The sequence below is a fragment of the Pseudomonas sp. Rh2 genome, assembly GCF_040762985.1.
GTDB classification, from domain to species: domain Bacteria; phylum Pseudomonadota; class Gammaproteobacteria; order Pseudomonadales; family Pseudomonadaceae; genus Aquipseudomonas; species Aquipseudomonas taiwanensis.
In genome coordinates, this window is record NZ_CP142890.1 from 3,880,975 (window position 1) to 3,906,375 (window position 25,401).

General features: G+C 61.7%; 26 protein-coding genes, 2 tRNA genes and 1 pseudogene. 17 read left to right on the forward strand and 12 right to left on the reverse strand.

Features of this window, described 5'->3' with window-relative positions:
* The 3 genes from modC (at window position 1) to csrA (ending at window position 2,623) form a co-directional block, all read left to right on the forward strand.
* Complete coding sequence (gene modC, locus VXM67_RS17780; protein ID WP_202675460.1) at window positions 1-1,092, forward strand: molybdenum ABC transporter ATP-binding protein; 1,092 nt, start codon at window positions 1-3, stop codon at window positions 1,090-1,092.
* Between the two features lie 57 nt (window positions 1,093-1,149).
* On the forward strand, window positions 1,150-2,172 hold the full coding sequence (locus VXM67_RS17785; protein WP_104883476.1) for a DNA topoisomerase IB: 1,023 nt from the start codon (window positions 1,150-1,152) through the stop codon (window positions 2,170-2,172).
* A gap of 253 nt (window positions 2,173-2,425) precedes the next feature.
* The gene (gene csrA, locus VXM67_RS17790) at window positions 2,426-2,623 is read left to right on the forward strand and encodes a carbon storage regulator CsrA (protein WP_023381281.1); all 198 of its coding nucleotides are present in this window, start codon (window positions 2,426-2,428) and stop codon (window positions 2,621-2,623) included.
* A gap of 54 nt (window positions 2,624-2,677) precedes the next feature.
* Here csrA and VXM67_RS17795 read toward each other — a convergent pair whose 3' ends face one another.
* The 4 genes from VXM67_RS17795 to VXM67_RS17810 form a co-directional block, all read right to left on the reverse strand.
* Window positions 2,678-3,031: a response regulator gene (locus tag VXM67_RS17795; protein ID WP_023381282.1), complete on the reverse strand. Its 354-nt coding sequence runs from the start codon at window positions 3,029-3,031 to the stop codon at window positions 2,678-2,680.
* 3 nt (window positions 3,032-3,034) lie between these two features.
* The gene (locus VXM67_RS17800; RefSeq protein ID WP_367237251.1) at window positions 3,035-4,480 is read right to left on the reverse strand and encodes an ATPase domain-containing protein; all 1,446 of its coding nucleotides are present in this window, start codon (window positions 4,478-4,480) and stop codon (window positions 3,035-3,037) included.
* Between the two features lie 5 nt (window positions 4,481-4,485).
* Window positions 4,486-5,646, reverse strand: coding sequence for a nitrogen regulation protein NR(II) (locus tag VXM67_RS17805; protein WP_023381284.1), 1,161 nt, complete (start codon window positions 5,644-5,646; stop codon window positions 4,486-4,488).
* 80 nt (window positions 5,647-5,726) lie between these two features.
* Complete coding sequence (locus tag VXM67_RS17810; protein ID WP_023381285.1) at window positions 5,727-6,017, reverse strand: hypothetical protein; 291 nt, start codon at window positions 6,015-6,017, stop codon at window positions 5,727-5,729.
* A 201-nt stretch (window positions 6,018-6,218) separates the two neighbouring features.
* Between VXM67_RS17810 and VXM67_RS17815 the strand changes: the two genes are divergently transcribed.
* Window positions 6,219-6,303, forward strand: a tRNA-Leu gene (locus tag VXM67_RS17815).
* A 102-nt stretch (window positions 6,304-6,405) separates the two neighbouring features.
* A complete protein-coding gene (locus VXM67_RS17820; RefSeq protein WP_023381286.1) occupies window positions 6,406-6,819 on the forward strand; it encodes a DoxX family protein in 414 nt (137 codons plus the stop codon).
* Window position 6,820: 1 nt separating this feature from the next.
* Here VXM67_RS17820 and VXM67_RS17825 read toward each other — a convergent pair whose 3' ends face one another.
* From VXM67_RS17825 to sohB, 3 genes are all read right to left on the reverse strand, one after another.
* Complete coding sequence (locus tag VXM67_RS17825; RefSeq protein WP_023381287.1) at window positions 6,821-7,015, reverse strand: hypothetical protein; 195 nt, start codon at window positions 7,013-7,015, stop codon at window positions 6,821-6,823.
* Window positions 7,016-7,294: 279 nt separating this feature from the next.
* Window positions 7,295-7,368, reverse strand: a tRNA-Cys gene (locus VXM67_RS17830).
* 154 nt (window positions 7,369-7,522) lie between these two features.
* The gene (gene sohB, locus VXM67_RS17835; RefSeq protein WP_367237252.1) at window positions 7,523-8,542 is read right to left on the reverse strand and encodes a protease SohB; all 1,020 of its coding nucleotides are present in this window, start codon (window positions 8,540-8,542) and stop codon (window positions 7,523-7,525) included.
* Window positions 8,543-8,740: 198 nt separating this feature from the next.
* Here sohB and VXM67_RS17840 point away from each other — a divergent pair, with 198 nt between their 5' ends.
* The 4 genes from VXM67_RS17840 to VXM67_RS17855 all read left to right on the forward strand — a co-directional run bounded on the left by VXM67_RS17840 (window position 8,741) and on the right by VXM67_RS17855 (window position 11,890).
* Entirely contained in the window at window positions 8,741-9,451 is a 711-nt protein-coding gene (locus VXM67_RS17840; protein WP_023381289.1) for a histidine phosphatase family protein, read from the forward strand.
* Window positions 9,452-9,503: 52 nt separating this feature from the next.
* A complete protein-coding gene (locus VXM67_RS17845) occupies window positions 9,504-9,821 on the forward strand; it encodes an SCP2 sterol-binding domain-containing protein (RefSeq protein WP_023381290.1) in 318 nt (105 codons plus the stop codon).
* Between the two features lie 210 nt (window positions 9,822-10,031).
* Window positions 10,032-11,099 carry a phosphotransferase family protein gene (locus VXM67_RS17850; protein ID WP_027908181.1) on the forward strand — a complete coding sequence of 356 codons (1,068 nt, stop codon included), beginning with the start codon at window positions 10,032-10,034 and terminating at the stop codon, window positions 11,097-11,099.
* Window positions 11,100-11,122: 23 nt separating this feature from the next.
* The gene (locus VXM67_RS17855; RefSeq protein ID WP_023381292.1) at window positions 11,123-11,890 is read left to right on the forward strand and encodes an SDR family oxidoreductase; all 768 of its coding nucleotides are present in this window, start codon (window positions 11,123-11,125) and stop codon (window positions 11,888-11,890) included.
* On the opposite strand, the gene VXM67_RS17860 is transcribed toward VXM67_RS17855, so the two are convergent.
* The 3 genes from VXM67_RS17860 to VXM67_RS17870 form a co-directional block, all read right to left on the reverse strand.
* Complete coding sequence (locus VXM67_RS17860; RefSeq protein ID WP_023381293.1) at window positions 11,891-12,712, reverse strand: bifunctional 2-polyprenyl-6-hydroxyphenol methylase/3-demethylubiquinol 3-O-methyltransferase UbiG; 822 nt, start codon at window positions 12,710-12,712, stop codon at window positions 11,891-11,893. It lies immediately after the preceding gene.
* A 35-nt stretch (window positions 12,713-12,747) separates the two neighbouring features.
* Window positions 12,748-13,098 carry a hypothetical protein gene (locus VXM67_RS17865; protein ID WP_027908182.1) on the reverse strand — a complete coding sequence of 117 codons (351 nt, stop codon included), beginning with the start codon at window positions 13,096-13,098 and terminating at the stop codon, window positions 12,748-12,750.
* Window positions 13,099-13,166: 68 nt separating this feature from the next.
* Window positions 13,167-14,327, reverse strand: coding sequence for a GGDEF domain-containing protein (locus VXM67_RS17870; protein ID WP_023381295.1), 1,161 nt, complete (start codon window positions 14,325-14,327; stop codon window positions 13,167-13,169).
* Window positions 14,328-14,553: 226 nt separating this feature from the next.
* On the opposite strand from VXM67_RS17870, the gene VXM67_RS17875 reads away from it, so the two are divergent.
* From VXM67_RS17875 to VXM67_RS17890, 4 genes are all read left to right on the forward strand, one after another.
* Window positions 14,554-14,733 (forward strand): hypothetical protein, encoded by a 180-nt coding sequence (locus tag VXM67_RS17875; RefSeq protein WP_023381296.1) that lies wholly within the window; start codon window positions 14,554-14,556, stop codon window positions 14,731-14,733.
* 72 nt (window positions 14,734-14,805) lie between these two features.
* A complete protein-coding gene (locus tag VXM67_RS17880; RefSeq protein ID WP_023381297.1) occupies window positions 14,806-15,189 on the forward strand; it encodes a glycine zipper domain-containing protein in 384 nt (127 codons plus the stop codon).
* A gap of 138 nt (window positions 15,190-15,327) precedes the next feature.
* Window positions 15,328-17,157, forward strand: a complete 1,830-nt coding sequence (locus tag VXM67_RS17885) for an SLC13 family permease (RefSeq protein ID WP_104883475.1) — start codon at window positions 15,328-15,330, stop codon at window positions 17,155-17,157.
* A gap of 139 nt (window positions 17,158-17,296) precedes the next feature.
* Window positions 17,297-18,721: a GGDEF domain-containing protein gene (locus VXM67_RS17890; protein ID WP_023381299.1), complete on the forward strand. Its 1,425-nt coding sequence runs from the start codon at window positions 17,297-17,299 to the stop codon at window positions 18,719-18,721.
* Between the two features lies 1 nt (window position 18,722).
* On the opposite strand, the pseudogene VXM67_RS17895 reads toward VXM67_RS17890, so the two are convergent.
* Window positions 18,723-19,482: pseudogene (locus VXM67_RS17895) on the reverse strand (sulfite exporter TauE/SafE family protein).
* 99 nt (window positions 19,483-19,581) lie between these two features.
* On the opposite strand from VXM67_RS17895, the gene VXM67_RS17900 reads away from it, so the two are divergent.
* Window positions 19,582-20,502 carry a LysR substrate-binding domain-containing protein gene (locus tag VXM67_RS17900; protein WP_023381301.1) on the forward strand — a complete coding sequence of 307 codons (921 nt, stop codon included), beginning with the start codon at window positions 19,582-19,584 and terminating at the stop codon, window positions 20,500-20,502.
* Window positions 20,503-21,225: 723 nt separating this feature from the next.
* On the forward strand, window positions 21,226-21,411 hold the full coding sequence (locus VXM67_RS17905; RefSeq protein ID WP_023381302.1) for a hypothetical protein: 186 nt from the start codon (window positions 21,226-21,228) through the stop codon (window positions 21,409-21,411).
* A gap of 90 nt (window positions 21,412-21,501) precedes the next feature.
* On the opposite strand, the gene VXM67_RS17910 is transcribed toward VXM67_RS17905, so the two are convergent.
* Window positions 21,502-23,664, reverse strand: coding sequence for a methyl-accepting chemotaxis protein (locus VXM67_RS17910; protein ID WP_027908187.1), 2,163 nt, complete (start codon window positions 23,662-23,664; stop codon window positions 21,502-21,504).
* Between VXM67_RS17910 and VXM67_RS17915 the strand changes: the two genes are divergently transcribed.
* Both VXM67_RS17915 and chrA read left to right on the forward strand, forming a co-directional pair.
* Window positions 23,642-23,836 (forward strand): hypothetical protein, encoded by a 195-nt coding sequence (locus VXM67_RS17915; RefSeq protein WP_148299920.1) that lies wholly within the window; start codon window positions 23,642-23,644, stop codon window positions 23,834-23,836. The genes VXM67_RS17910 and VXM67_RS17915 overlap by 23 nt on opposite strands.
* A gap of 151 nt (window positions 23,837-23,987) precedes the next feature.
* Window positions 23,988-25,298, forward strand: a complete 1,311-nt coding sequence (gene chrA, locus VXM67_RS17920) for a chromate efflux transporter (RefSeq protein ID WP_244880986.1) — start codon at window positions 23,988-23,990, stop codon at window positions 25,296-25,298.
* The last annotated feature ends 103 nt before the right edge of the window (window positions 25,299-25,401 follow it).

Below are 25,401 nucleotides of genomic sequence, written 5' to 3' on the forward strand. Positions count from 1 at the left end.
ATGAGCACGACGATCGTGGCGCGCCTCGAGCTGGCCCGCGAGGACTTCACCCTGGATGTCGACCTGCACCTGCCGGGGCGCGGGATCAGTGCACTGTTTGGCCACTCCGGGTCTGGCAAGACGTCGTGTCTACGCTGCCTGGCGGGCCTGGAGCGCGCCGCCAGCGCCTACATCGAGGTCAATGGCGAGATCTGGGAAGACAGCGCTCGCGGCTTTTTCCAGCCTCCCCACCTGCGCCCGGTGGGCTACGTGTTCCAAGAAGCGAGCCTGTTCCCGCACTTGTCGGTGCGCGGCAACCTGGAATTCGGCTGGCGCCGGGTGCCCGCGGGCGAACGCAAGGTCGGCCTGGAGCAAGCGTGCCAGTTGCTGGGCATCGGCCCTTTGCTTGCGCGCAAGCCAGCCACCTTGTCGGGTGGCGAGGCGCAACGAGTCGGCATTGCACGCGCCTTGCTCAGCAGCCCGCGCCTGTTACTGATGGACGAGCCGCTGGCGGCCTTGGACGGGCCTCGCAAGCGTGAGATCCTGCCGTATCTTGAGCGCCTGCACGATGAACTGGACATTCCCCTTGTGTATGTCAGCCATGCTCAGGACGAAGTGGCACGGCTGGCGGACCACCTGGTACTCCTGGAGCAAGGCAAGGCAGTCGCCAGTGGCCCGATTGGCGAAACCCTCGCCCGCTTGGACTTACCGTTGGCGCAGGGCGAAGAGGCCGGGGTGGTCTTCGAAGGCCGGGTGGTCGGTCACGACGCGCATTACGATCTGCTCGACCTGCGCCTGCCCGGCAGCGATGGCCCTGTGCTGCGCATCGCGCATCCGCCCCACGCACTGGGCAGCACGCTGCGGGTCAAAGTTCAGGCCCGTGATGTGAGCCTCGCGCTTGGCGCAGACAGCACGTCCAGCATCCTTAACCGGCTGGCGGTGCGCGTGCGCGAATGTCGCCCTGCAGACAACCCTGCGCACGTGCTGGTGAGCCTCGATGCTGGCGACAACGCCTTGCTGGCGCGCATCACCCGGTTTTCTGCCGACCAACTCGACCTGCATCCAGGTCAGGCGTTGATTGCCCAGATCAAATCGGTAGCACTGTTGAGCTGAGCATCCGTCGCACGCCTGCTGTCCATTGGTCATAGCACTGATCGAGGCCTGCCAGCGATGCTCGACCACCCCCTGCCCGCGACCTTGCACTACGTCGACGACACCCAACCAGGACTGACCAGGCGCAAATGGCGTGGTCGGTTCATCTACCTGGACCCAGAGGGCCAGCGGGTGCGCGATGGCGAGACGCTCGCGCGGATCGCCGCCCTGGCCATCCCCCCCGCCTATACCGATGTGTGGATATGCCTGGACCCACAGGGCCATCTGCAGGCCACTGGCCGCGACGCCCGTGGCCGCAAGCAGTACCGCTACCACACTCAATGGCGCGAGCTGCGCGACCAGCACAAGTTCGGGCGCATGCTGGCCTTCGCCAGGGCCCTGCCCAAGCTGCGCAAGCATATCGACAGCCACTTGGCGCGCCCGGGGCTGGATCGAGAGAAAATCATCGCCTTGGTGGTGAGCCTGCTCGACAGCACCCTGATTCGCATCGGCAACCCACAGTACCTGCGCGATAACAAGTCGTATGGCCTGACCACCCTGCGCAATCGCCACGTCACCGTCGAAGGGAGCACCATACGCTTCCAGTTCCGCGGCAAGCGCGGCGTCGAGCATGATGTGACCCTGCGCGACCGACGCCTGGCGAACCTGCTCAAGCGCTGTATCGAGCTGCCTGGGCAGACACTGTTCCAGTACCTGGATGAGCAAGGCCAGCGCCGCAGCATCGGCTCAAGCGATATCAACCAGTTCCTCCAGCAATTGACCGGCGCCGACTTCACCGCCAAGGACTATCGCACCTGGGCCGGTAGCAGCCTTGCCCTGAGCCTGCTCAGGCCTCTGGCCTGGGAGCCGGAAAGCGAAGCCAAACGCCAGGTGGCAGCCATCGTCAGGCAGGTTGCCAGCCGGCTGGGTAACACTCCCGCGGTGTGCCGGCGCTGCTACATCCACCCGGCGGTACTGGAGCATTTCCATCTTGGGCAACTGGCTGCATTGCCCCGCAGCCGCAACCGGCAGGGACTGGAGCCTGAGGAGGTAGCCTTGCTGCTGTTCCTGCAGGCGCTGGAAAATTCGCAGGCCCATTGAGCCTTGCTATCTGGCCCATCATGCAAGGAAATTTCCCATCTGCCTCGAAGCCCCCTATTCTTGCCAGCGAGCACCTTCGCCGACGCTGCCAAAGCAGATTTCGTCGGCACCTGCGACTAAAGACACGCTACAGAATTTGTATTCCGGGGAATTACTATCCGCCGAAAGCGTCTTTAATGAGAAGGAAGAGGGACCAGCTCCCACCGCCTCGCCAAATGGCCACGCGGATATCGACACCACCAAGGAGAACTACATGCTGATACTCACCCGTAAGGTTGGCGAAAGCATCGTCATCAACGATGACATCAAAGTCACCATTCTGGGCGTTAAAGGGATGCAGGTGAGGATTGGCATCGATGCACCGAAGGATGTACAGGTTCATCGTGAAGAAATCTTCAAACGCATCCAGGCTGGCAACCCAGCACCGGAAAAACACGACGACTCGCACTGAGTCGCGTTGCCTCAAGTCGCACGGACGCGCTTGATCTGACGGCACGCGCTCGCCTCAGGTGCCCAGGAGTTCGCGCACCTTGGCGATCATTTTGTCCATGTCGAACGGTTTGTCGAACACCGCGGCGAACAGTTCCGGGCGTCCTTGGCTGGCCTGAGCGCCGCTCATGAGGATCACTGGCAGGTCGTGCAGCTGCAGTTCGTCGCGAATCGCCCGCACCAACTCCTCGCCATTGAGCACCGGCATCATGTAGTCGGTGATCACCAATTCCACGCGTTTGTCCTGAAGCGCCTCCAGGGCTTTACGGCCATTGCTTGCCTTTTCCACCAGGAAACCCTCGTCCTCCAGGGCGAAACCGAGGATATCGGCAATCAGGTACTCGTCATCGACGATCAGGATGGTGTTCATGGCCTACCCACTCGCCGGCGGCACCGGCGTGCCCGAGAGCACCCCGCACGCGCCCTCGAAGGCCTTGCGCAGAGAGACCCCCTGCGGCCCCATGCGCATCTCGTGCAGCGCGGGGTCATGATGGCTGTCGCGCACCTTGAGAATCGACAGCATACGCCGCAATTGCGAATCCAGTTCGACGAAGCGCATGAGCATGAGGTTGTCGACGATGCTCGATAGGTCCGGAGCCGGGGCGGTGATTTCCGAGCCGAATATATCGCGCATTTCCCAGGTCAGCAGGACGCTGATGTCGCGAGCACGCAGCTCTCCGGTCAAGGCCCGGAAAAAGGCGTTGAGCCGGGCCGGGTCGATGGCCAGGCGACTGAATGCCCCCAGGCTGTCGATCAGCACCCGCTTGGCCCCCAGCGCCTCCACCTGCGCGAGCAGGCGTGCGCCCACCTGGTCCAGCAACCCTTCGGTGGTGGGCTGCCAGCACAACTGCAGGGCACCGTCGCGCTCCAGCGCTGCAAAATCGTAGCCCAGCGATGCCGCCTTCAGGCGCAGCCGCTCTGGCGTCTCGTAGAAGCCGAAGTGCAGGCCCGGCGCCTGCGCACTGCTGGCGGCGAGAAACGCCAGGCCCAACGATGTCTTGCCGATCCCCGAGGGCCCCATCACCAGGCTGACCGAGCCTGAGGCCAGGCCACCATCGAGCATTTCATCCAGCGTTGGCACCCCGCTGGTCACGCGACTGAGGCTGGCAGCGCCGGTATGGCTGGGACGACTGAACAGTGACTCCAGGCGCGGATAGACATGCATCCCGGCCTCGTCGATCAGGCACTCGTGGCGCCCCGACAAGGCGCCGCTCCCTCGGGTCTTGCGCAGTTGTATATGCCGCACCGCACGGCTGCCTATCAGTTGCTCACCCAACTCGATGACACCATCGACCATGGTGTGCTCGGGGCTACCCTCATCGAGTCGGGCACTGGTCAGCAGCAGCACCGTGCAACCAGCGAACGCTGCATGCCCCTGCAATTCAGACACGAACTTCTTGGTTTCAAGCGCCGAGTCCGCCCGCGCCCGGGCATTGAGCACGCCATCGACGATCAGCAAACTGGCCTGATGCCGGCCGATCTCCTGGCGCAGCAGCCTGACCACGGCTTCGAGCCCTTCCTGCTCCAGGGTATCGAAGGCACTGACGAACTGGATCTGATCACCCACCAGAACCGGGTCGAAGAACTCGAGGGTTCCCATGTACTGGAACAGCCGTTCGTGGGACTCGCTGAGCAATGTCACTACCAGCACACGACCGCCGTTGAGTACATGCCCGCAAGCCAGCTGATTTGCCAGGATGGTCTTGCCGGCACCAGGCGGCCCCTGAATGATGTAGGAGGCCCCGGTGACCAGGCCGCCCTTGAGCAGGGCATCGAGCCCCGCGATACCCGTCACCAACCTGCTCAGAGACTGGACCATGGCGCTTACCTGTCAGTTGTAGGTTCCGCTTCGTGTTGATACACCGGCAAGTAAAGGCTCATGCATGTGCCCTGACCGGTCGCGCTTTCCACGCAGATTGCGCCGTTGCTTTGCTTGGCAAAGCCATACACCTGGCTAAGGCCAAGCCCGGTGCCCTTGCCAAACGCCTTGGTGGTGAAAAAAGGCTCGAAGATGCGCGGCAACGTCTGTGGGTCAATGCCCGCGCCAGTATCCCGGACTTCGAATCGCACGTAGCGCCCGCGCAGCCCCTCCACTTCACCGGCAAGCTCCACGGCATCCACCTCGATATTGATCTGACCCGGTCCTTCGATGGCATCGCGCGCGTTGAACAGCAAGTTGAGCAGCACCATCTGCAATTGCCCGGCGTCGACCTCGATCAACGGCAAGTCAGGTTGCAGGCGCTCGTTGAGCTCGATGTCGCTGGGCAAGGCATGCTCCAGAAGACCTCGGGTGGAGGCGATCAGTTCAGCAGGGGCAATTCGCGTGACATCCAGCTGACGGTGACGAGCGAAACTGAGCAGTTGCTGAGTCAGCTCCGTGCCGCGCTTGCCCGCGTCGAGAATATGCTCCAGCATCCGCTGGACCCGTTTCGGGTCCTGACTGACCAGCGCCATCCGGGCCGAGTTGAGAATGATGGTCAGCAGGTTGTTGAAATCATGGGCCAGGCCACCCGTCAACTGGCCCAGGGCTTCGAGCTTCTGCGCCTGGAACAGCTGGGCGCGCATGGCATCGAGCTGCAAGGCCGAGTCGCGCCGGTCGGTGATGTCCCGCGTGACCTTGGCCAGGCCGACCACTTGCCCTTGGGAGTCGCGGATCACGTCCAGCGCGGCCAGCGCCCAGAACTGGGTACCGTCCTTACGCACACGCCAGCCTTCATCCTGCGCAACGCCCTGCTCCAGCGCCTGGCGAAGCAACACATCGGGACGCCCTTGCGCACAATCCTGCTCAGTGAAGAACAACGAGAAATGCTGGCCGATCACCTCTTCGGCACGGTAACCCTTGATCCGCTCGGCACCGGCATTCCAGGACACCACGTGCCCGGTGGGGTCAAGCATATAGATGGCATAGTCGACCACCGACTGCACCAACTGCTCGTAGCGGTTGGCCGGCATGACGGGATGGTTGAAGGGGGCAGCTGAAACCATGCGGACTCCCAGGCAGCCACAGCGGGATGTTTATAGTGAATCTAGCCAAGCATGCCTGTTTCCCCTGCTGCTGTAACTACCTATTGACGATCACGCTCGACCAGTACGGGAACCAGCCGCCGAGGCATTGCGACTTTCAGCAGCCACAGGCTTACCAGCAGAATCAGGCCACCACCTGCCAGCGCCATCAGACGCTGCGCTTGGGAGTGCTGGTCGTCAAATCCCACCATCAACAGGAAACCGCCAAGGCACAACAGGCTCACATACAAAAAGCCTCCCATGAGCAGCACCTGGATGAACACTAGACGCCAGACCAGCCGAGGGCGGACGAGGCGAGCCTCATCAACAGCGGTGGGTGCGGCCCGAACCATGGCATTTCCCTCTTTGGATCCAATAATCAGGCGACAGTGGCCTAATGACATCCCTGTGTCAACGACCTGTGCGACCGACCTGTATCTTTTTGAGAGTAGGCTCTGCAGTTGACTCAACTATAACAATGGGTTATAAAGCGCGCTTGATTGTCAGGCCCTTCTGCCTAGAAGCGCGCCGGTCGCCACGACCCTTTCAAGCGTGCGAGTGTGGTGGAATTGGTATACACAGCAGACTTAAAATCTGTCGGCGTGAGCCTTGCGGGTTCGAGTCCCGCCACTCGCACCAAATTCCAGAAAAGGCGCCCTTGCGGCGCCTTTTTGCTGCCCGCCGGAAAACCCCAGCGCAACTGCTAGAGTGGAGTGTGTCACCGTCCACTGGAATGCCACCATGCGCTACACCCTGTTCGATGGTCAACGCGACCTCATCATCCTGATTGCCCGCGTGTTGCTGATGATCCTGTTCGTGCTCTCTGGCTGGAGCAAACTGACCGGCTTCGAGGGTACCGTCGGTTACATGACATCACTGGGCGCCCCTGCCCCGATGCTGGCAGCGGCCATAGCGGTCATCATGGAGTTCTTTGTCGGGATCGTGCTGATCCTGGGATTCTACACCCGCCCGCTGGCCTTCCTGTTCGCCCTGTTCGTACTGGGCACGGCGCTTCTGGGGCACCCGTTCTGGAACATGGTCGACCCCGAGCGTAGTGCCAACATGACTCAGTTTCTGAAAAACCTCAGCATTGTCGGTGGAATGTTGCTGCTGGCCGTGAGCGGCCCGGGGCGCTTCTCGCTGGACGGTCGCTGATTCAATCGTCTTCGCAGTCGTCGTGCCAGGCTGGATGATCGCGCTCTTCATCGTCGAGATCATCCAGCATGTCTTGCTCGGTCTCGTCCTCGGCGCCTTGGGCATCGGCCTCAAACGCGTCGCCTTCGTCATAGAGGAATTCGTGGTCGAGCAAATGGTCGTGCTCGGGTTCGTGCAGATCGTCTTCGTCGCGCATGGGAGTTCTCGGTGCAATGGAGAGAGGACTTAACGCTGGGTTAACCGGCAGGCACCATCCTACAGGCTCTCCCTTCAATACGTTGATTGCCCGCCGCCTGGCGGGCTTTTTTTTTGATCGATGACCTTGCAACCTGCGCTTCACGAAATTCTGACAACGCGCGGGACAGACTGCAGGCTCTCCGTACGTTCTTTCAGCCCGCCTATTCGGCGGGTTTTCTTTTTTGGACGCACACAAGAAAAAACCCCGCAGATTTTCATCTGCGGGGCTTTCGAATAGTGGAGGCCGAGGTCGGAATCGAACCGGCGTAGACGGATTTGCAATCCGGAGCATAACCACTTTGCTACTCGGCCTCAAAGTTCGGATCTAGCTGCTTTCGCTTTGCTATCTCCTTGAAACACTGAACCTTTTTCAAAGTTCGCTGCGTTTCGATGGGCGCCATTATGTCTGCATTCTTTGCGCCTTGCAACCCCCTGAACAGAAAAAATATTCAAGGGGTTCAACGTGTTAGCGCAGACGGCCAAGTTTGCTCCACAACCCGACCACGGCATTCTCAACCGTGCCGCTGGCCGCCATGCCGATGCGCTCCTGCAAGCTCTTGCGCTCGGCGTAATGCACATGGAACAGGTTGGCCTCGCGAGCACACTCACTGAGGTATTCGTCGCTGGTCTGCAGCGTATCCACCAACTTGCGGTTCAACGCCGCTACGCCCAGCCACACTTCGCCGGTCGCCACTTCATCGATGTGCAACTGCGGGCGATAACGAGAGACGAAGTCCTTGAACAGCTGGTGGGTGATATCCAGGTCTTCCTCGAATTTCTCCCGGCCCTTTTCGGTGTTCTCGCCGAAGACGGTCAGGGTGCGCTTGTACTCGCCGGCGGTCAGCACCTCGAAGTCGATGTCGTGCTTCTTCAGCAGGCGATTGACGTTAGGCAGTTGCGCCACCACGCCGATCGATCCAAGTACGGCGAACGGTGCACTGACGATCTTCTCGCCAATGCAGGCCATCATGTAACCACCACTGGCCGCCACCTTGTCGATACACACGGTCAGCGGTATGCCGGCCTGACGGATACGCGCCAGTTGCGATGCCGCCAGCCCATAGCTGTGCACCAGGCCGCCGCCGCTTTCCAGACGAAGCACCACTTCATCTCGTGGCGTGGCGAGGGTCAGCAGCGCGGTGATCTCATTGCGCAAACTTTCGGTGGCCGAAGCTTTGATATCGCCATCGAAGTCGAGCACGAATACCCGACGCTTCTCTTCGGCCTTGCCCTTCTTCTGCTGTTTTTCCGCCTTGGCCTGCTGCTTGCGCAACGCCTTGAGCTGGGCCTTGTCGAGCAGACCAGCCTCCAGGCGCTCGCGCAACTCTTTGTAGAACTCGTTGAGGCGAGTGACCTGCAACTGCCCACCCGACTTGCGCCGCCCTTTGCCGCGCATGCCGGCAATGGCGGACAACACCACCAGGATGGCAATCACCAGGGTGGCGGTTTTAGCGAGAAAGCTTGCGTATTCGGCAAGAAACTCCACGTTGACTCCTTGATAGAACAGCGCCTGAACGACGCGACACTGATGCAAGCATACCGACGAGCCTAAGGCGCTGCCAGCCGGGGTAAAGGCTGGCAACATCTTTCAAACAACCTTTTCAAACGCTTGTATGTTTTTTCGTTGACAGCCTGTGTGCCGCATCCTAACCTCCCAGCAACCTCCAACCGGCCGGATACCTCTGTGGGCAACCTCTATCTGATCCGACATGGCCAAGCCTCCTTCGGTGCCGACGACTACGACGTCCTCTCGCCCGTCGGTGTGCGCCAGAGCCAGGCATTGGGCGAGCATCTGGCTCAGCTCGGTGTGCGGCTGGACCGCTGCATAGCCGGTAGCCTGCGGCGCCAGCAAGATACCGCGCGCCTGGCGCTCGAAGCCTTGCAGGGTCATGGCAGCCAGGTCCCGGCGGTAGAAACCGATGATGCGTTCAATGAATTCAACGCCGATGGCGTCATCCGCGCCCTGCTCCCTAGCCTGATGGCGGTGGAACCAGAAGCGCTGCATGTGCTGCGCAACCCTACGCAGAATCGCAGCGAGTTCCAGCGTTTGTTCGCGCTCATGGTGCAGCGCTGGCACGATGGCGATCATGAATACGACGGCCTGGAAACCTGGCAAGCCTTCACCGCTCGCGTCAACGGTGGGCTGCAGCGCGTACTGGAGGGCGCTGGCAGCGGCGACAACATTGCCGTGTTCACTTCCGGCGGTACCATTGCCGCCCTGCTCCACCTGGTCACCCGGATAACCCCCAGCCAAGCCTTCGCGCTGAACTGGCAGATCATCAACACATCGCTCAGCCTGCTGAAGTTTCGCGGCAACGATGTGTCACTGGCTTCCTTCAACAGCCAAGCCCATGTGCAGCTGTTGAGGGCGCCGGAGCTTGTCACCTATCGATGAGCCCGGTTTGTTGTCCCTTGGGACGCGAATATTACTTAACAAGGAATACACCATGAGCGATGTAGCTAAAGCCGTCGAAGCGATGAAAGCAAAGTTCAATCCGGCAGCCGCCGCCGGTCTTGACCTGGTGTTCGGCTTCAACATCACCGACGAAGACAAGCACTACGCACTGCTCGTCAAGGACGGCACCTGCGAAATCCAGGAAGGCGAGAACGCAGACGCCAACTGCACCCTGGTGCTGGACAGCGAAACCCTCAAGGGTATCGTCAGCGGTGACACCGATGGCATGCAGGCCTTCATGAGCGGCAAGCTGCGCGTCGAAGGCGACATGATGCTGTCGATGAAGCTCAGCGAGCTGTTCCCGGCCTGAGTGGCGGGTACATCAATCGCGACGAAAACCGAAGCCTGCCCGGCTTCGGTTTTTTTTTGCCTGTGTCTCACAGGGAAGCATCAGATGCCTATCAGGGGGATTGATCGGCCGGCAACACCCGTACCTATATGACACTTGGCACGCTTGTTCCACGGCCGACAGGCCATTAGATTAGCCAATAGTCCTCGCGACCGAAAATAAGGAAAACGCATGACGCTCACTGACCAGTCCACTCAGGTACGCCCCGGCGAAGAACTCGACGCGGCCGTCATCGACCCTTACCTCAAGGCCAACATCGGTGGGCTGGATGGCGTACCGACGATCAGCCAGTTCCCCGGAGGCGCCTCCAACCTCACCTACCTGGTCACCTACCCTGGCCGCGAATTCGTGTTGCGCCGTCCACCGTTCGGCCAGAAGGCCAAGTCGGCCCACGACATGGGTCGTGAATTCCGCATTCTCAACCAGCTCAACAGTGGCTTCCCCTACTGCCCGAAAGCGTACGCGCATTGCACCGATACCTCGCTGATCGGCGGTGAGTTCTATGTGATGGAGCGGGTGAACGGCATCATCCTGCGCTCGGACATTCCCGCCGAATTGAACCTCGATGCGGCGCGTACCGAAGCCCTGTGCAAGAGTTTCATCGATCGCCTGGTGGAACTGCACCAAGTCGATTATCACGCCTGTGGCCTGACCGACCTGGGCAAACCGGAAGGTTACGTGCAACGCCAGATCGAAGGCTGGACCAACCGCTACGAAAAGGCCCTGACCCCCGATGCACCGCGCTGGGAACAGGTCATCGCCTGGCTTCGGGAAAAGATGCCGGCCGATCACCCACGCCCTGGCATCGTGCATAACGACTACCGCTTCGACAACGTCATTCTCGATGCCGAAAACCCCATGCGCATCATCGGCGTGCTGGATTGGGAAATGGCCACCATCGGCGACCCGTTGATGGACCTGGGCAACAGCCTGGCCTACTGGATCGAGGCCAGCGATCCGGCGCCGGTTCAACTGATGCGGCGCCAGCCAAGCAACGCCCCCGGCATGCTCACCCGTCGCCAGTTCGTCGATTACTACGCCGAGCGCGCTGGCATCAGCCTGGACAACTTCGACTTCTACTATTGCTACGGCCTGTTCCGCCTGGCCGGCATCGTCCAGCAGATCTACTACCGCTTCTTCCATGGCCAGACCCAGGACAAGCGCTTCGCCCAGTTCATTCACATGAACCGGCTGCTGGAGCAGATGAGCCTGCAGGTCATCGCCAAGTCCACGCTCTGACGACAGACAACAAGGAAAACAGCATGTCCAAGACCCACCTGTTCGACCTCGACGGCAAGATCGCCTTCGTTTCCGGCGCCAGCCGCGGCATCGGCGAGGCCATCGCGCATCTGCTGGCCCAGCAAGGTGCCCATGTGATCGTCTCCAGTCGAAAGCTGGACGGCTGCCAGCACGTGGCCGATGCCATCATCGCGCAGGGCGGCAAGGCCACTGCGGTGGCCTGCCACATTGGCGAGATGGAGCAGATCCAGCAGGTATTCGCCGGCATCCGCGAGCAGTTCGGTCGCCTGGACATCCTGGTCAACAACGCCGCCACCAACCCGCAGTTCTGCAACGTGCTGGACACCGACCTCAGCGCATTCCAGAAGACCGTGGACGTGAACATTCGTGGCTACTTCTTCATGTCGGTGGAGGCCGGCAAGCTGATGCGCGAGCATGGCGGTGGCAGCATCATCAATGTGGCATCGATCAATGGCGTATCACCCGGCCACTTCCAAGGCATCTACTCGGTGACCAAGGCTGCCGTGATCAACATGACCAAGGTCTTCGCCAAGGAGTGTGCGCAGTTCGGTATCCGCTGCAATGCCCTGCTGCCCGGCCTGACCGACACCAAGTTCGCTTCGGCACTGGTCAAGAACGACACTATCCTCAATGCCGCCCTGCAGCAGATCCCGCTCAAGCGCGTAGCCGACCCCAAGGAGATGGCTGGCGCCGTCCTGTACCTGGCCAGCGATGCGTCCAGCTATACCACCGGCACCGCGCTCAATGTGGACGGTGGCTACCTGTCCTGATCAGGCCTTGATCGCCTGCAAGGTGTAGCTCAGGGGTAGCCGTTCGGGAGACTGACGCAAGCGCCACTCTCCATCGGCCCCCTTGTCCATCTGCCCTGGCAGGGCCTCCCAGGGAATGCTCTGGTGCTCTACCAGCGAGGAAAGTTGCAACCCATTGGCCAGCAAAGCGCTGATCACCTCGCCGAGGCCATGGTTCCATTCATGGGTCTCGGTTTGAAGCAGACGCTGGTCGCTCTCGACATAGGTCTGGTCGGTATGCCATACCGTCGGAGACTCCTGCTCAAAGTAGGTGTACTCCAACTGCAGGCGGTCCCGATGGTCTTCATTCACCGCCATCAGCATTGGATGCCCATCACGCAGAAACAGCCGCCCGCCGGGTTTGAGCAAGGCCGCTACGGTGCGCGCCCAAGGCTCGATACGAGGAAGCCAGCACAATGCGCCGATGCCCGTATAGACCAGGTCGAAGGTGCTGACAGGCAGTACCCGCTCCGCCTGATAGACATCGGCCTCGAAATACTCGATGGCCGCGCCGCAACGCTCGGCCAGGCGCCGCGCCTCAAGCAGGGAAGCCGCCGAGTAATCCAGCCCACAAACCTGCGCGCCAAGCCGTGCCAAAGACACGGTGTCGGTGCCGATATGGCATTGCAGGTGCACCGTGCGCAGGCCACGCACATCACCCAGCCGTGGCACGTCGAAGCGCACGGTTTCGCTCAGGTGCTCGGGCTGACTGACCAGCACCTCGACTTCATAGTCCCTGGATGCGGCATGCAACGGTGCACGCTCATCCCAGCTCGCGCGATTGAGCAGTAGCGATCGATCCATAACGTGCTTCCTTGCCACGACGTGAGGGATACAGCTTAGAGGCAGGTCGCCGCGGCTGCACGGCGTTGCAGGGCCAGGCTGTCATTCTTTTGCGCATAGTAATCGACGCGCGTGCCTCCGGCCTGTGGGTAGACGTCCACGAACGACTCGGCCTCACGGGTGTAGACGGTGAAGCCGCCTTGCTTGCGCGGCTCAAGATATCCGCTGGCATCGACCCCGAACACCGACTCTTCCTGCCAACTGAACTGGATGCACTGGGACACCAACTCAGGTGCCTTGTGCGAGTCAAGTTGCGCGGTGGGCTTGGCGCTGCGCGCCGCATCCATGGTTGCTGACGCACAGCCGGCCAGCATCAGCACAACGGCCATCGGCACAATTGCTCGCATGTTCCATCCTCAGGGCAAAAAAGAACGCGACTCTAGCACTGGCGAGCGGCAGGCGTGAATGGCCTGCTTCAACCCGTATCCACCAGCACCGCCATATGCACGGCATTGCGTCCACCGGCCTTGGCCTGGTACAGCGCCGCGTCGGCCTGGGCCAGCAGACTGGCGGTATTGTCATGCGGTCCGGGAATGCCGCACCACAAGCCCACGCTGAAGCGCAGCGCAATTTCGTCACCGGCAAAACACGCCGGGCTGCGGGCGATGGTTTCACGCAGGCTTTGCAAGGTGGCCATCGCGCCTTCGCGGTCGGTACACGGCAACAGCAACAGAAACTCCTCACCGCCATAACGCCCAAGGCTGTCACTCAGCCGCAAGCGCATTTGCAGTTCACGCACGCAATGGCACAACACTTCATCGCCGGCCAGGTGCCCATGCAGGTCATTGATGCGCTTGAAGTGGTCGATGTCGATCATGGCGACCGCCAGGCTGCTGCGCTCGTTTCGGGCACGGTCCAGCTCAACGGCGAAGCGTTCGAGGATCGCCCTGCGGTTGAAGGTGCCCGTCAACACATCACGCAGGGCCAAGTGCTGCAAGCGCGACTCACTGCGCTCCTTGGCCATCAGCACCAGGCCGATGGAATACATCATCACCGTGACCGTGCCGATGGCCACGGAAATGCTCTGCTTGAGGTTGCTGACGTCATAGCGCATTTCGACAGCATGACCGTTGACGACCGCCAGCGCCCGCATGCCCAGGCCGATCAGGCTGATCATGGCGCCGATCTGCAGCAGCAAATGCGCCCTGCCGGGCCGCTCGACGTAGCGTCTGGACCAATAAAGGATCATCGAACACTGCACCACCAACACCAGGGTCGCCAGCAACATGCGTGGCTCAAGGGTGTCGAGCAGCAGCATCAACCCGGTCAGCATGATGACTGGAATGATGAACAAAAGCCGCCAGGGTACGACCTGCTCGCGAATGCGGAACAGGCTGGCCGAATAGAACGCCAGCGCCAGGGACAACAAGCTGTTGCCCAGCCCGTAGGAAAGCCACAGCGGCGCATGGCCGTAAACGGTGTAGCAAACGTACGCCAAGGCGTGGGCGAGCAGCCCACAGCCGGTCAGCAACAAGTTGTCGCGCCGATTGGACTGGCCAACCAACAGCAAACAGAACGCCAGGATGATCGCGACCAGGGCAACGGCGGCGAACAGCGTGGGAGTGTGGGCGATCATCGTGATTCACCATGTTGGCAACTGGCCGTCTTCGCTGCGGCCTGTGTTGAAGTCTAAGGGTCGGCCGGCCGACAAGCCATGACCGAGCGGGACATAACAGCAACCGCAAAGCACGCCGCTCATCGACTGCACCACAAAAATATTGCGCGGCAAGGAAACCAAATGAACCGACTCCAGTCTCAGGGAGTGCACCGTAAACCTTTGCGGATCAAGGACCTATACCGTGATGACTCGCCTTGCAAGCCTCTCGCTGATCGCCGCCGTCCTGCTCGTCGCCGGCTGCCATAGCCACCATTACCGTGACGACGATGGCTGGCGCGACGACGACCGTGGCCACCGTCACCACCATCGCCATGATCGGGACGACGACGATGATCGTCGCTACCGTGACCGCTACTACCGCTGAAACGTCTTCCAACCCTGACCCGCCACCCGTTGCGTGGCACCTAACCCCGATGATTCCTTTGAGGTTCAAATCATGCGTCTAACTCTGCCTTCCCTTGCCCTTGGCCTGCTGCTGTGCCAGGGCGCTTTCGCCGGTGACGGTACTGCCGCCATTGGCGGTGGTCTGGGTGGTGCCTTGGGCAACGTTGTCGGCCAGTCGATCGGCGGCAGGACCGGCGCAGCCATTGGTGCTGGCCTGGGTGGCGCAGCGGGTAGCGCCGTAGGCGCACGCAAAGGCAACCGTACCGAAGCCGCTATCGGTGGTGGCCTGGGCTCGGCGGGCGGTTCGCTGCTGGGCGGTGCGGTCGGCGGCAGGACCGGTTCGACCGTCGGTGCCGGCCTGGGCGGCGCGGCCGGTGGTGCCATCGGCAACCACCTGGGTGACAACAACCGCAAGCACCACCGTCACCGTCACTGATCCGGTTCGTCTGGGGGCCTACCCGGCCCCCTGTCCGCGCAAAACCCTGCAGCACATCAACACCCCTTCCTCTGCGGCTGGCACACTGACTGCTACTGTCTTACGTGCCCCCTTTGTGTGAAGGAACGCCCTCTCCCCATGAACCAAGAGCTGCTCTGGGTCCTCGGCCTGCTGGCCCTCGTCATCATTCTTTTCGTCGTCAACCGCCCACGCATGGACGTGGTGGCCCTGATGGTGATTCTTGCCTTGCCGCTTTCGGGCATCCTCACGGTGGAACAGGCCTTGGCCGGTTTCAGTGACCCCAACGTGGTGCTGATCGCCGCCCTGTTCGTCATTGGCGAGGGCTTGGTACGCACTGGCATCGCCCTGCGCATCGGTGAATGGATGAGCGAACGGGCCGGAAACAGCGAAACCCGCCTGCTGGTGCTACTGATGGTGGCAGTGGCCGGTTTGGGTTCGGTGATGAGCTCGACCGGGGTGGTGGCGATCTTCATCCCGGTGGTGCTGAGCATCGCCGCGCGCCAGAAGCTGTCGCCCAGCCGCCTGATGATGCCTCTGAGCTTCGCCGGCCTGATCAGCGGCATGCTCAGCCTGGTCGCCACACCGCCCAACGTGGTGGTACACAGCGAACTGGTGCGCGCTGGCGAGCAGGGGTTCAGCTTCTTCAGTTTCACCCCATTCGGCTTGGTCGTGCTGGTGCTCGGCATCGGCTACATGCTGCTTACACGTCACTGGCTCAACGGCGAAGTTCGCAAGGATGGCCGGGTGGAAAGCCGTCGTACCCTGCTTGACCTCGTGCTGGACTACAAACTCAACGGTCGCGAACGGCGCCTGCGCATCCGCCCCCACTCCCCGCTGATTGGCCACACCCTGGGCGAGCTGGAACTGCGGACCCGGCACGGCGCCAACGTGATCGGCATCGAACGCCAGCACAAGTTCACCACCCGGGTGTTCTCTGCCGATTCCGGCACCGTCCTGCACCAAGGCGATGTGCTGCTGCTCGATCTGTTCGCCAACCGCGACGACTTGCGCAGCCTGTGCCAGACCATGCAACTGGAACCCTTGCATTTCAAGGCGGCCTATTTCATCGACCAGTCCCAGGAAATCGGCATGGCCGAAGTTTCCTTGCCACCGGGTTCGCAACTGATCGGCCAGAGCATCCTGGAACTGGCCTTCCGTTCGCGCTATGACCTGAACGTGGTGGGTCTGCGGCGTGAGCAAGCGGCCATCGAAGAACAGTTGGTGGAGGAAAAACTGCGCCTTGGCGACACCTTGCTGGTGGTTGGGCCCTGGAAGGCCGTGCGCCAGTTGCAAAGCCAGCCACGCGACTTCCTGGTGCTCAGCCTGCCCGCGGAAATCGACCAAGTGGCCCCAGCCCGCTCCCGTGCGCCTTATGCCCTGATCAGCTTGGCCGTGATGGTCGGGTTGATGGTCAGCGGCGTCGTGCCCAACGTCATTGCCGCCCTGATCGGTTGCCTTTTGATGGGCGCGGGCCGCTGCATCGACATGAACAGCGCCTACCGGGCCATCCATTGGCAAAGCCTGGTGCTGATCGTCGGCATGCTGCCATTCGCCCAGGCCCTGCAGAAAACCGGTGGCATAGACCTGGCCGTTGGGGGGTTGGTCAACGTGCTGGGAGGCGCCGGTCCCATGGCCATTCTCGCCTGCCTGTTCGCCGTCACCGCGCTGATCGGCCTATTCATTTCCAACACCGCTACGGCAGTCCTGATGGCGCCAGTGGCCATCAGCACCGCCAGCCAACTGGGCATGTCACCCTACCCGTTCGCCATGACCGTGGCCTTGGCCGCATCGGCGGCGTTCATGACGCCAGTGTCGTCCCCGGTCAATACCCTGGTACTGGGCCCGGGTCAGTACCGGTTCAGCGACTTCGTGAAAGTAGGTGTGCCATTCACCGTGCTGGTGATGCTGGTAACCGTGGTGATGGTGCCGTGGTTCTTCGGACTGTGACGCGATCAGGAGGAGAATGAAGTCAATCTGGCATCATTCCCCAGGATCGCGGCAGATTGACATCAACGACCCTCCCGAAACACACTGATACGTTATTGCCCCAGGTGCTTGCAGCCGTTGTCCTGGATTCCGTTCCTGCTTGCCGGTCGAGCTCATGGTTTATCCAGCCCATTCGCGCTTGTTGCCCTATGCCGCTCTGTTCTGCCTGACCTTTGCCCTTACGTTGGGTGGAATCCTGGCCCGGCCCATCGAATCGCTGTCGCTGTTCTGGCCGGTCAATGCGGTTCTGGCGGGCGTGCTGCTGCGTAACCCACGCCAGGCCAACCTGATCGGCTTTGCCCTGATCTGGGTGGCCATGGTCACGGCAGACATTGCCAGTGGCAGTGCCTGGACGCCGGCGCTATGGTTCAACTTGTGCAACCTTGGCGTGGTGGTGACAGTCTGGCGATTGCTTTCCCGCCTGCCTCGCGTGCACTGGCGCATGCGCACACCGCACGGCGTGCTGTGCCTGTTCGGCGCCTGCGCGGCCGGTGCCGTGGTGGCAGCCAGCATGGCATCGGCCATGGCCACGCCGTGGTTCGAGCAATCGTTGCGCTCGACGTGGCTGGCCTGGTTCAGCGAGCAGTTCTCTACCAGCATCCTGGTGCTGCCGGTGCTGCTTACCGCGCCTTCCGCGCGGGCGTTGCCCCGAAGCCGCACCCACGCCATTCGCCTGGCACCCTTGCTGGTGCTGCTCGCCTCCCTGGCCCTGAGCATTGGCTTCGGTGGGCCGGGGGCCATCGCGTTTCCAATCGCGGCGCTGCTGTGGTGTGCCTGGACCTACTCGCCCTTTTTGGTGTCCCTGCTAGCGCTCACCGCTGGCAGCACACTGATCGTCGCCGTGGCACAAAACCTCATGCATTTCAGCCTGCCGCAGAGCGAACTGGGGGTGACCACCCTGATGTCGGCGCGCCTGGGTATCGCCATGCTGGTACTCGGACCGCTAGTGGTGGCCTGCGTCAGCCAGGCCAATCGCAGCCTGCTCGCTCGCCTTGCGCATCAGGCTACCATCGACCACCTCACCGGCGTACTTACCCGCAGCGCCTTCACCCGCCGCGCCAACGCCTTGCTCGAAGGACGCCAACAACATGCCCAGGCGTTGCCACTGACGCTGATGATGCTCGACATCGACCATTTCAAGTCGATCAACGACAGGCATGGTCACGGGGTGGGAGACGAAGTGCTACGCCAGTTCGCTCGCACCCTGCAGGACCAACTGCACGAAGGCGAACTGCTGGCGCGCATGGGCGGTGAAGAGTTCGTGGTCATTGTCCCAGGCCTGGCCCCGGATCGCGCACGCTTCACCGCCGAGCGTCTGCGTCGCGCCGTGCAGGACCTGCATGTGGTGAAGGCCGATGTACGCTTGCAGATCACTGTCAGCATCGGCCTGGACGGCTGCGCCGCAGACGCACCCGCCCCTAGCCTCGACGAACTGCTGGCCCGCGCCGATCTGGCGCTGTACCGGGCCAAGGCCCATGGTCGCAACCGCGTCGAACAGGCCGAGCCGCTGCGCGATCAGGGCTGAATCAGGCCGCCAACAAGTCCCAGGACAACTTAGCGATCAGCACGCACAGCAAGATCAGGAATAGCCCGCGCACGAAGGACACCCCTTTGCGCACCGCCAGCCAGGTGCCGGTCAGCGCCCCCAGGATATTGCACGCCGCCATGGGCAGGGCAATGGCGTATAGCACATTGCCCGAGGGCACGAAGAACACCAGCGCAGCGAGGTTGGTGGCGATGTTAACCACCTTGGCCGACGCCGAGGCATGCAAAAAATCCAATGCGAAGAAACGGATGAACAGGAAGATCAGGAAGCTGCCTGTACCCGGCCCGAACAGCCCATCGTAGAAACCGATCGCTCCCCCGATCAGCACCGCCAGGCATTGCTCCTTGCGACCGATGCGTGCGGGCTTGTGCAGGGTGCCGAAGTCCTTCTTGAGGAACGTGTAGATCGCCATCAGCACGATCAGCACCAGCACCGCCGGACGCATGACGCTGGGCGGTACCAGCGACACCGTGGCGGCACCGGCGAACGACATGACGAAAGCACTCAACGCCGCCGGCACGATGAGCCCCCAGTCCAGGGTCACCTTGCGAATGAACGAGCGCGCGGCGAAGGCTGTGCCGCACACCGACGCCAGTTTGTTGCTGCCCAACAGCGCAGCCGGTTGTGCCGTGGGCAGCACATTGAACAAGGCCGGAATCTGGATCAGCCCACCCCCCCACTGCGGCATCGATCAGTCCGGCGGCAAAAGCGAACACAGAAAGCACAGCAATATCCATCATCACGCGGTTCCAGGCAGTGGGGTCACGCTGCAAGGCTAATCAAAGCGCGGCACTTGTGGTGAAATGCCATATTGCGAAAACTGCAATGAGGTCACTGCCATGGCACTGGACATGCTCAGGGAAATCCAGGCATTCGTCAGCGTTGCGCACAAGCGCAGCTTCGTCGCCGCCGCACGCGCCCTGGGCCGCTCGCCGAGCGCGGTAACGCGGGCGGTACAGACGCTGGAGGACAACGCAGGGAGCAAACTGCTGAACCGCAATGCCAATGTCGTGACCCTCACCGAGGCCGGTGAGCGACTGTTGCCCCATGCCGAGCGCTTGCTGGATGTGCAACGTGATGCCGCCGACGAGTTGGCGGCGCTTAGCGGTACCGCCCAGGGATGGATACGCCTCGCCGTGCCAAAACTACTGGCCGAACACGTGCTGCCAGACGTACTGGCGACGTTCTCGGCCAAGCACCCACAAGTCACCCTGGACGTGCAATACAGCGATGAAGCGCTAGACCCGGTGGTGGGCAAGTTCGATTTCGTGGTGCGCGGTGCGTTTCCCCAATCCAGCGAACTGATCGGTTATCCCTTATGGTCCTACCGCCGCCACCTCTACGCCAGCCCGGCGTATTTGGCGCGCGCCGGCACGCCACAGAGCCTCGAAGACCTGTCCAGCCACTCGCTCGTCCTGCACACCGCCCCGCGCATCCTCAAAGCCTGGCACTTCTGTCGCGACGGCCAGATCACCAGCCTACGGACGCATCCACGCCTGCGCCTGGACTCAGGTGATGCAGTGCTTCACAGCACCCTGGCGGGTGCCGGCATAGCCCGGCTGGCGGACTGGGTCGGGGAACCTCAGGTCAAGACCGGGCGGCTGGTGCGGGTGTGCCCGCATTATCGGCTGACTTCCAGCACCGGGCAGGACCCGCAAATGCACGCCCTGTACGCTGCAGGCGAATTACCCGCTCGGGTTCGTGACCTGCTGAAGGCCTTGCGCCATGCAGGTAAATCGGTTGCGGGGGCGCCCCGGTAAGGGCTGTTCAAAATCTGCTCAATTTAACAGAGGCCGCCGCCAGCTTGGCTTACAGCACTTTATCCACAGACCTACCCACGTTTTTTGTGGACAGATTTCCCCGTGCTGGGAAGGTGGCGATACCACCGCAAGCCAGGGTGGCCCATCTGCGCAAGGCGATGGGCCGTGGGTGAAAGCAGGTCAGCTTGGCGGAATGGTCCCCAAGATGCCTACCAGAATGGTCAGAAGCAGAAAACCACCCAGAAACAGCGCAAGCTTACCCATCGGAACCTCTACAGTGTGTTGTCGGGACGAAGAGCATTGTCGGACTTTGACTGATACGGTTACAGATTCAGGTTCGTCGAAAAAAACCAGATCAGATGGCGCGCCGCCGTTGATTTGACCGCGCCGTACACCTGCTCCCAGCCACTGCACCCGCTTCACCTCGGGACGAATTGCTACATAACATTTCGTCTTTCGCGGGCAAGGCTCCTTCTCCCCGCCAAAAGCGCCGCCCGGCCCAAACGCCCGAAAATCCAGCAGAGACCGGCGCCGGTCGGCCTTCTTGCGCACATAAATAGAAAAAGACTCGCGCCAGGTTTGTAGGATGCATTACCGGTGAGCAGTAGGAATTTTCTAGCTCTCGTCGCAAGCCTGTATGAAACCTCAGTTTCATCCGAAAGATTGAGCTGTTACGGTCCAGTTTTCCTACAACGGCACGGATGCCTTCAGCACGAGAGAAACATGGAACCGTTCAACTCATCTGCCCTGGCACTGCAAAAGAACCTACTGAATCTGCGCCGGGAGCGTGATCGCCTGCGGGCGCAGGGCGACGACCAGAAAGCAGCGGAGTTGGCGGAGCAAATAGCCAGGATCGAAGCAGTGATCGGCAATCTACCCAAGGCCATGAAGCCGCCGACCTTGCAGTGAGGGCTGGTCCATCCCTGAAAGCGAGTCGGCGGGGACGCTACTTCTCCCGCCAGCTCGAAAGCCTAACTTGAACAAGCACCTGGCTGCGCTTCAAGCAGCCGCCCGCCCGTGCTTACCGGTCACCTCGAACTGCCCCACCAGCTTCTGCAGCTTGTTGGCATTGACCTTCACGGTTTCCGCACTGCTCTGCAGCACCACCACCGTCTGACGCATTTCTGCCGAGCACTGGTCGACTTTCTCGATGGTCTTGCCACACGCCAGGCTGCGTGCATTGAGCTGCTGGATAATGGTGAACATGCCTTCCACCGCCTGGTGCAACTGGACGTTCTCCGACGAGGCATCTTCAGCCAGACGCAAGCTGTCATCCACGTCCTTGACGCCCTCCTCCATCAAACTGACCGCCTTTTGAGTCTCAGACTGCAAGCCTTCGATCTGCTGGCGAATATCCTCCGCTGCTCGCGAGGTGCGCGCCGCCAGGCCACGCACTTCATCGGCCACCACGGCGAAACCGCGCCCATGCTCACCGGCACGCGCCGCCTCAATGGCTGCATTGAGCGCCAGCAGGTTGGTCTGGCTGGTGATTTCGCTGATCAACCCGGTGATGTTGCCGATCTGAGTCATGCGATTGTCGAGCAACTGCACGCTCGACGACGAGCGCTGCACCACGTCGCGAATCGACTGGGTGCCCTGCTGTACGGAGGCGAACTGCTCACGGGCGCGGCTGACCACTTCATCCATGGCCTGTTTCATCTGCTCGGCACTGGCAGAGGCTTGCTGGATTTCGCCTAATTGGTCTTCGACGATGAGCATCATCTGGTGCACGGCTTCGGCCACCTCGCCGGAAGTCAGCCCGGCTTGCTGGCTACGCCCAAGCATCATCTGGTTGGTCGAACCGACATTGCGACTGGCCTTCACCACCTGGCCCACCACCGAGTCGAGCCGGTCGATGAAACTGTTGATCCAGCGCCCCATGTCACCGGTTTCATCATTGGCCATGGCGGTAATATCCAGCCGCTGGCGCAAGTTGCCTTCACCCTCGGCGATGGCTCTCAACACCTCGGTCATGCCGCTCAACCGTGCGGCCAGACGCTTTGGCCCCAGGGTGCGGAAAAGCGCAGCGGCGCACAAAAGGCTGGCCAGCATGACCACGTCCTGCATGCCCTGCGACAGCCCGGCGTAGTGCTGGACCAACACATTGCAGCCAAACAACCCGGCCATGGTGGCGATGTAGGGTTTCATCAACCCATGGGTGAGAGAGCGTCGGCGGTAGACCTCCTCCAGGTCGGCTTCGCACATCATGCCCCAACGATCCGGTGAGCCTGGCAACTGGAACGTAATGCCTTTGCCCACCACCGGAATATGGCGGTAATCCGAGTACCCTGGGTACGTCACGAAGAGGTTGGAGCCGCAGCGGATGGTTTCGCGCACACCGGGGTGCAGTTGCTGGGTCGCAGGGTCGGTAAAGCGCAGTTCCAGCTCGGTGTGGCGCTCGATGCGCACCGTGGACCAGGGCGTGTGCACGCCGCTCTTGAGGTTCTCGCCATGGGTGAAGGTGCCGTCCTCGAAACGCGAACGGGACAGCGCCGTACCTGGCTCTATGCTCGGGTCGAAACACGACTGCGCCATGAACAGGTAGTTGTCGCCCGACTCGGTGAAAATGTGCCCGGCTTCACGCTGGATAAGATCACCCAGCACATCGTTGGGCACACGACCGCAGAGGCAGCCAAGGGTTTTGCCGGCCACTATCAGCGGCTGGTAGAACATCAATGTCACGGCATCATGGAAGCGGGACGACGAGGGGCCGATCTGCAACGTCAGCGGATCGCTGTAGGGCCCATGCAGGAAAGCGCCCTTCAAACCCTGCGCCAGGGCGTCCGTGCGCTCCAGCTGCGAGCTACCGCGCTGCGCCCAGGTCGATGCGATGACGGAACCGTGGCGATCGACAACGAACAGTTCGGAAAAGTCTTCGGCCTGACCGAGCTTGTCGACCAACGCTGCCCGGTCGAGCTGGGCAAGATCGCCGTCCACCCGCTCGGCCAGTTCCGCCAGGTGATCCCACTGCTCGCGCGCCCAACTCTGCAACAAACGCACACGGGTTTGGGCGATGGCTTCGAAGGTCTGCTCGATCACTGGGTAGCTCGTCCTGTTGAGCCGGCAGGCCCAACCCATGGAGAGCTTTCCGGTCTTGCCGAACCAGGGTAACCAGCGTTTTTCGCTAGCGGACAACGCCATGGAATTGCTTGCAAGCGACATTTATATCCCCATCCGCGACATGATAGTGGCGAAGCGACAGCAATTAGCGCGCCAACTCGTGAGCTTGCTAACTGATTTGCTCCAACGAACCACCGAGGGGCCATTGCAGCGACAACGCCACGGGCTGAAGGGTTTGCTGCGCACACCGGCGCGCATCGAATCGGTGCAGTGACGTTCGCGCGCACCAAGGCGGAGCGCATGGCGTGGCCTGCTGAGATCATCGTCCTTCAGGTAAGATCGCGGGCGGCCGTCCAAACTCGACAAGGGGAATCCTCGACGTGACGCAATCCGATGCGCATAACGCTCAACACCCCGCCCGGCAAGTGAGCCTCTGGCAAGCCCTGGCCTTCTGGCTGAAGTTGGGCTTAATCAGTTTTGGTGGCCCAGCGGGACAGATTTCGATCATGCACCAGGAACTGGTGGAGCGCCGTCGCTGGATTTCCGAACGCCGTTTCCTGCACGCCCTGAACTACTGCATGCTGCTGCCCGGCCCGGAGGCGCAACAATTGGCCACCTACCTGGGTTGGCTGATGCACCGTAGTTGGGGCGGCGTAATTGCCGGGGTGCTGTTCGTCCTTCCCTCGCTGTTCATCCTGATTGGACTGTCCTGGGTCTATCTCGCCTTCGGTGAAGTGCCCATCGTGGCCGGGGTGTTCTACGGGATAAAACCCGCCGTCACCGCCATCGTCGTCCAGGCCGCTCACCGCATTGGCTCGCGCACGTTGAAAAACAGCTGGCTTTGGGCGATCGCGGCGGCCTCGTTCGTCGCCATTTTCGCCTTCAACCTCCCCTTCCCGCTGATCGTGCTCGGTGCGGCAATCGTCGGTTACTTCGGCGGGCGACTGGCACCACAGCGATTCAGCCACGCTGGCGGCCACGGCAAAGCCAGCGCATCAGCCGGCCCCGCGCTGATCGACGACGACACCCCGCCCCCTGAGCATGCTCGGTTTCGCTGGTCACGCCTGGCCATGCTGATCGCCCTCGGCGCAGCCCTGTGGGGGCTACCCATGGCTGTGCTCAGCGCGCTGTTCGGGTGGCAAGGTTCCCTGACGCAGATGGGCTGGTTCTTCACCAAGGCTGCCCTGCTGACTTTTGGTGGGGCCTATGCGGTTTTACCCTATGTGTACCAAGGTGCGGTGAGCCACTACGGTTGGCTGACCCCAACGCAGATGATCGATGGCCTTGCCCTGGGTGAGACCACGCCAGGACCACTGATCATGGTGGTCGCCTTCGTCGGCTTCGTGGGAGGCTACGTGCAGCCGATGTTTGGCGCCGATCAGGCCTTTCTGGCCGGTGCGGTGGCGGCTTGCCTGGTGACCTGGTTCACTTTCCTGCCGTCGTTCCTGTTCATACTTGCCGGCGGCCCGTTGGTGGAATCGACCCATAACGAACTGAAATTCACGGCACCGCTGACGGCAATCACCGCGGCCGTCGTCGGCGTGATCCTCAATCTGGCGCTGTTCTTCGGCTACCACGTGCTCTGGCCGCAAGGGTTGGCAGGGGCCTTGGACTGGCCATCGGCTTTGATTGCCGTGGCCGCGGCGGTGGCCCTGTTCCGCTTCAAGCGGGGCGTGATTCAGGTGCTGATGGCCTGTGCGCTTGCCGGGTTGGCGGTGCACTTGGTGCGAGGTTGAAAGGACTGTGCAGATTCTGCGCGCCACTTGCCCTGTTGCATCCTGACAGGGCAAATGGCAATTGCGGTACTGACTGGCCTTAGCGAGGACCGCCGCCAGGCCC

What these genes read in the sequence shown, in the direction of transcription:
- modC (WP_202675460.1), top strand. Translation starts at nt 1, where the DNA reads ATGAGCACGACGATCGTGGCGCGCCTCGAGCTGGCCCGCGAGGACTTC.
- VXM67_RS17905 (WP_023381302.1), top strand. Translation starts at nt 21,226, where the DNA reads ATGGAACCGTTCAACTCATCTGCCCTGGCACTGCAAAAGAACCTACTG.
- VXM67_RS17865 (WP_027908182.1), bottom strand. Translation starts at nt 13,098, where the DNA reads ATGCGAGCAATTGTGCCGATGGCCGTTGTGCTGATGCTGGCCGGCTGT.
- VXM67_RS17880 (WP_023381297.1), top strand. Translation starts at nt 14,806, where the DNA reads ATGCGTCTAACTCTGCCTTCCCTTGCCCTTGGCCTGCTGCTGTGCCAG.
- VXM67_RS17875 (WP_023381296.1), top strand. Translation starts at nt 14,554, where the DNA reads ATGACTCGCCTTGCAAGCCTCTCGCTGATCGCCGCCGTCCTGCTCGTC.
- VXM67_RS17860 (WP_023381293.1), bottom strand. Translation starts at nt 12,712, where the DNA reads ATGGATCGATCGCTACTGCTCAATCGCGCGAGCTGGGATGAGCGTGCA.
- VXM67_RS17785 (WP_104883476.1), top strand. Translation starts at nt 1,150, where the DNA reads ATGCTCGACCACCCCCTGCCCGCGACCTTGCACTACGTCGACGACACC.
- VXM67_RS17885 (WP_104883475.1), top strand. Translation starts at nt 15,328, where the DNA reads ATGAACCAAGAGCTGCTCTGGGTCCTCGGCCTGCTGGCCCTCGTCATC.
- VXM67_RS17845 (WP_023381290.1), top strand. Translation starts at nt 9,504, where the DNA reads ATGAGCGATGTAGCTAAAGCCGTCGAAGCGATGAAAGCAAAGTTCAAT.
- VXM67_RS17825 (WP_023381287.1), bottom strand. Translation starts at nt 7,015, where the DNA reads ATGCGCGACGAAGACGATCTGCACGAACCCGAGCACGACCATTTGCTC.
- VXM67_RS17910 (WP_027908187.1), bottom strand. Translation starts at nt 23,664, where the DNA reads ATGTCGCTTGCAAGCAATTCCATGGCGTTGTCCGCTAGCGAAAAACGC.
- VXM67_RS17800 (WP_367237251.1), bottom strand. Translation starts at nt 4,480, where the DNA reads ATGGTCCAGTCTCTGAGCAGGTTGGTGACGGGTATCGCGGGGCTCGAT.
- VXM67_RS17805 (WP_023381284.1), bottom strand. Translation starts at nt 5,646, where the DNA reads ATGGTTTCAGCTGCCCCCTTCAACCATCCCGTCATGCCGGCCAACCGC.
- VXM67_RS17820 (WP_023381286.1), top strand. Translation starts at nt 6,406, where the DNA reads ATGCGCTACACCCTGTTCGATGGTCAACGCGACCTCATCATCCTGATT.
- VXM67_RS17810 (WP_023381285.1), bottom strand. Translation starts at nt 6,017, where the DNA reads ATGGTTCGGGCCGCACCCACCGCTGTTGATGAGGCTCGCCTCGTCCGC.
- csrA (WP_023381281.1), top strand. Translation starts at nt 2,426, where the DNA reads ATGCTGATACTCACCCGTAAGGTTGGCGAAAGCATCGTCATCAACGAT.
- VXM67_RS17850 (WP_027908181.1), top strand. Translation starts at nt 10,032, where the DNA reads ATGACGCTCACTGACCAGTCCACTCAGGTACGCCCCGGCGAAGAACTC.
- VXM67_RS17855 (WP_023381292.1), top strand. Translation starts at nt 11,123, where the DNA reads ATGTCCAAGACCCACCTGTTCGACCTCGACGGCAAGATCGCCTTCGTT.
- VXM67_RS17915 (WP_148299920.1), top strand. Translation starts at nt 23,642, where the DNA reads ATGGAATTGCTTGCAAGCGACATTTATATCCCCATCCGCGACATGATA.
- VXM67_RS17900 (WP_023381301.1), top strand. Translation starts at nt 19,582, where the DNA reads ATGGCACTGGACATGCTCAGGGAAATCCAGGCATTCGTCAGCGTTGCG.
- VXM67_RS17795 (WP_023381282.1), bottom strand. Translation starts at nt 3,031, where the DNA reads ATGAACACCATCCTGATCGTCGATGACGAGTACCTGATTGCCGATATC.
- VXM67_RS17870 (WP_023381295.1), bottom strand. Translation starts at nt 14,327, where the DNA reads ATGATCGCCCACACTCCCACGCTGTTCGCCGCCGTTGCCCTGGTCGCG.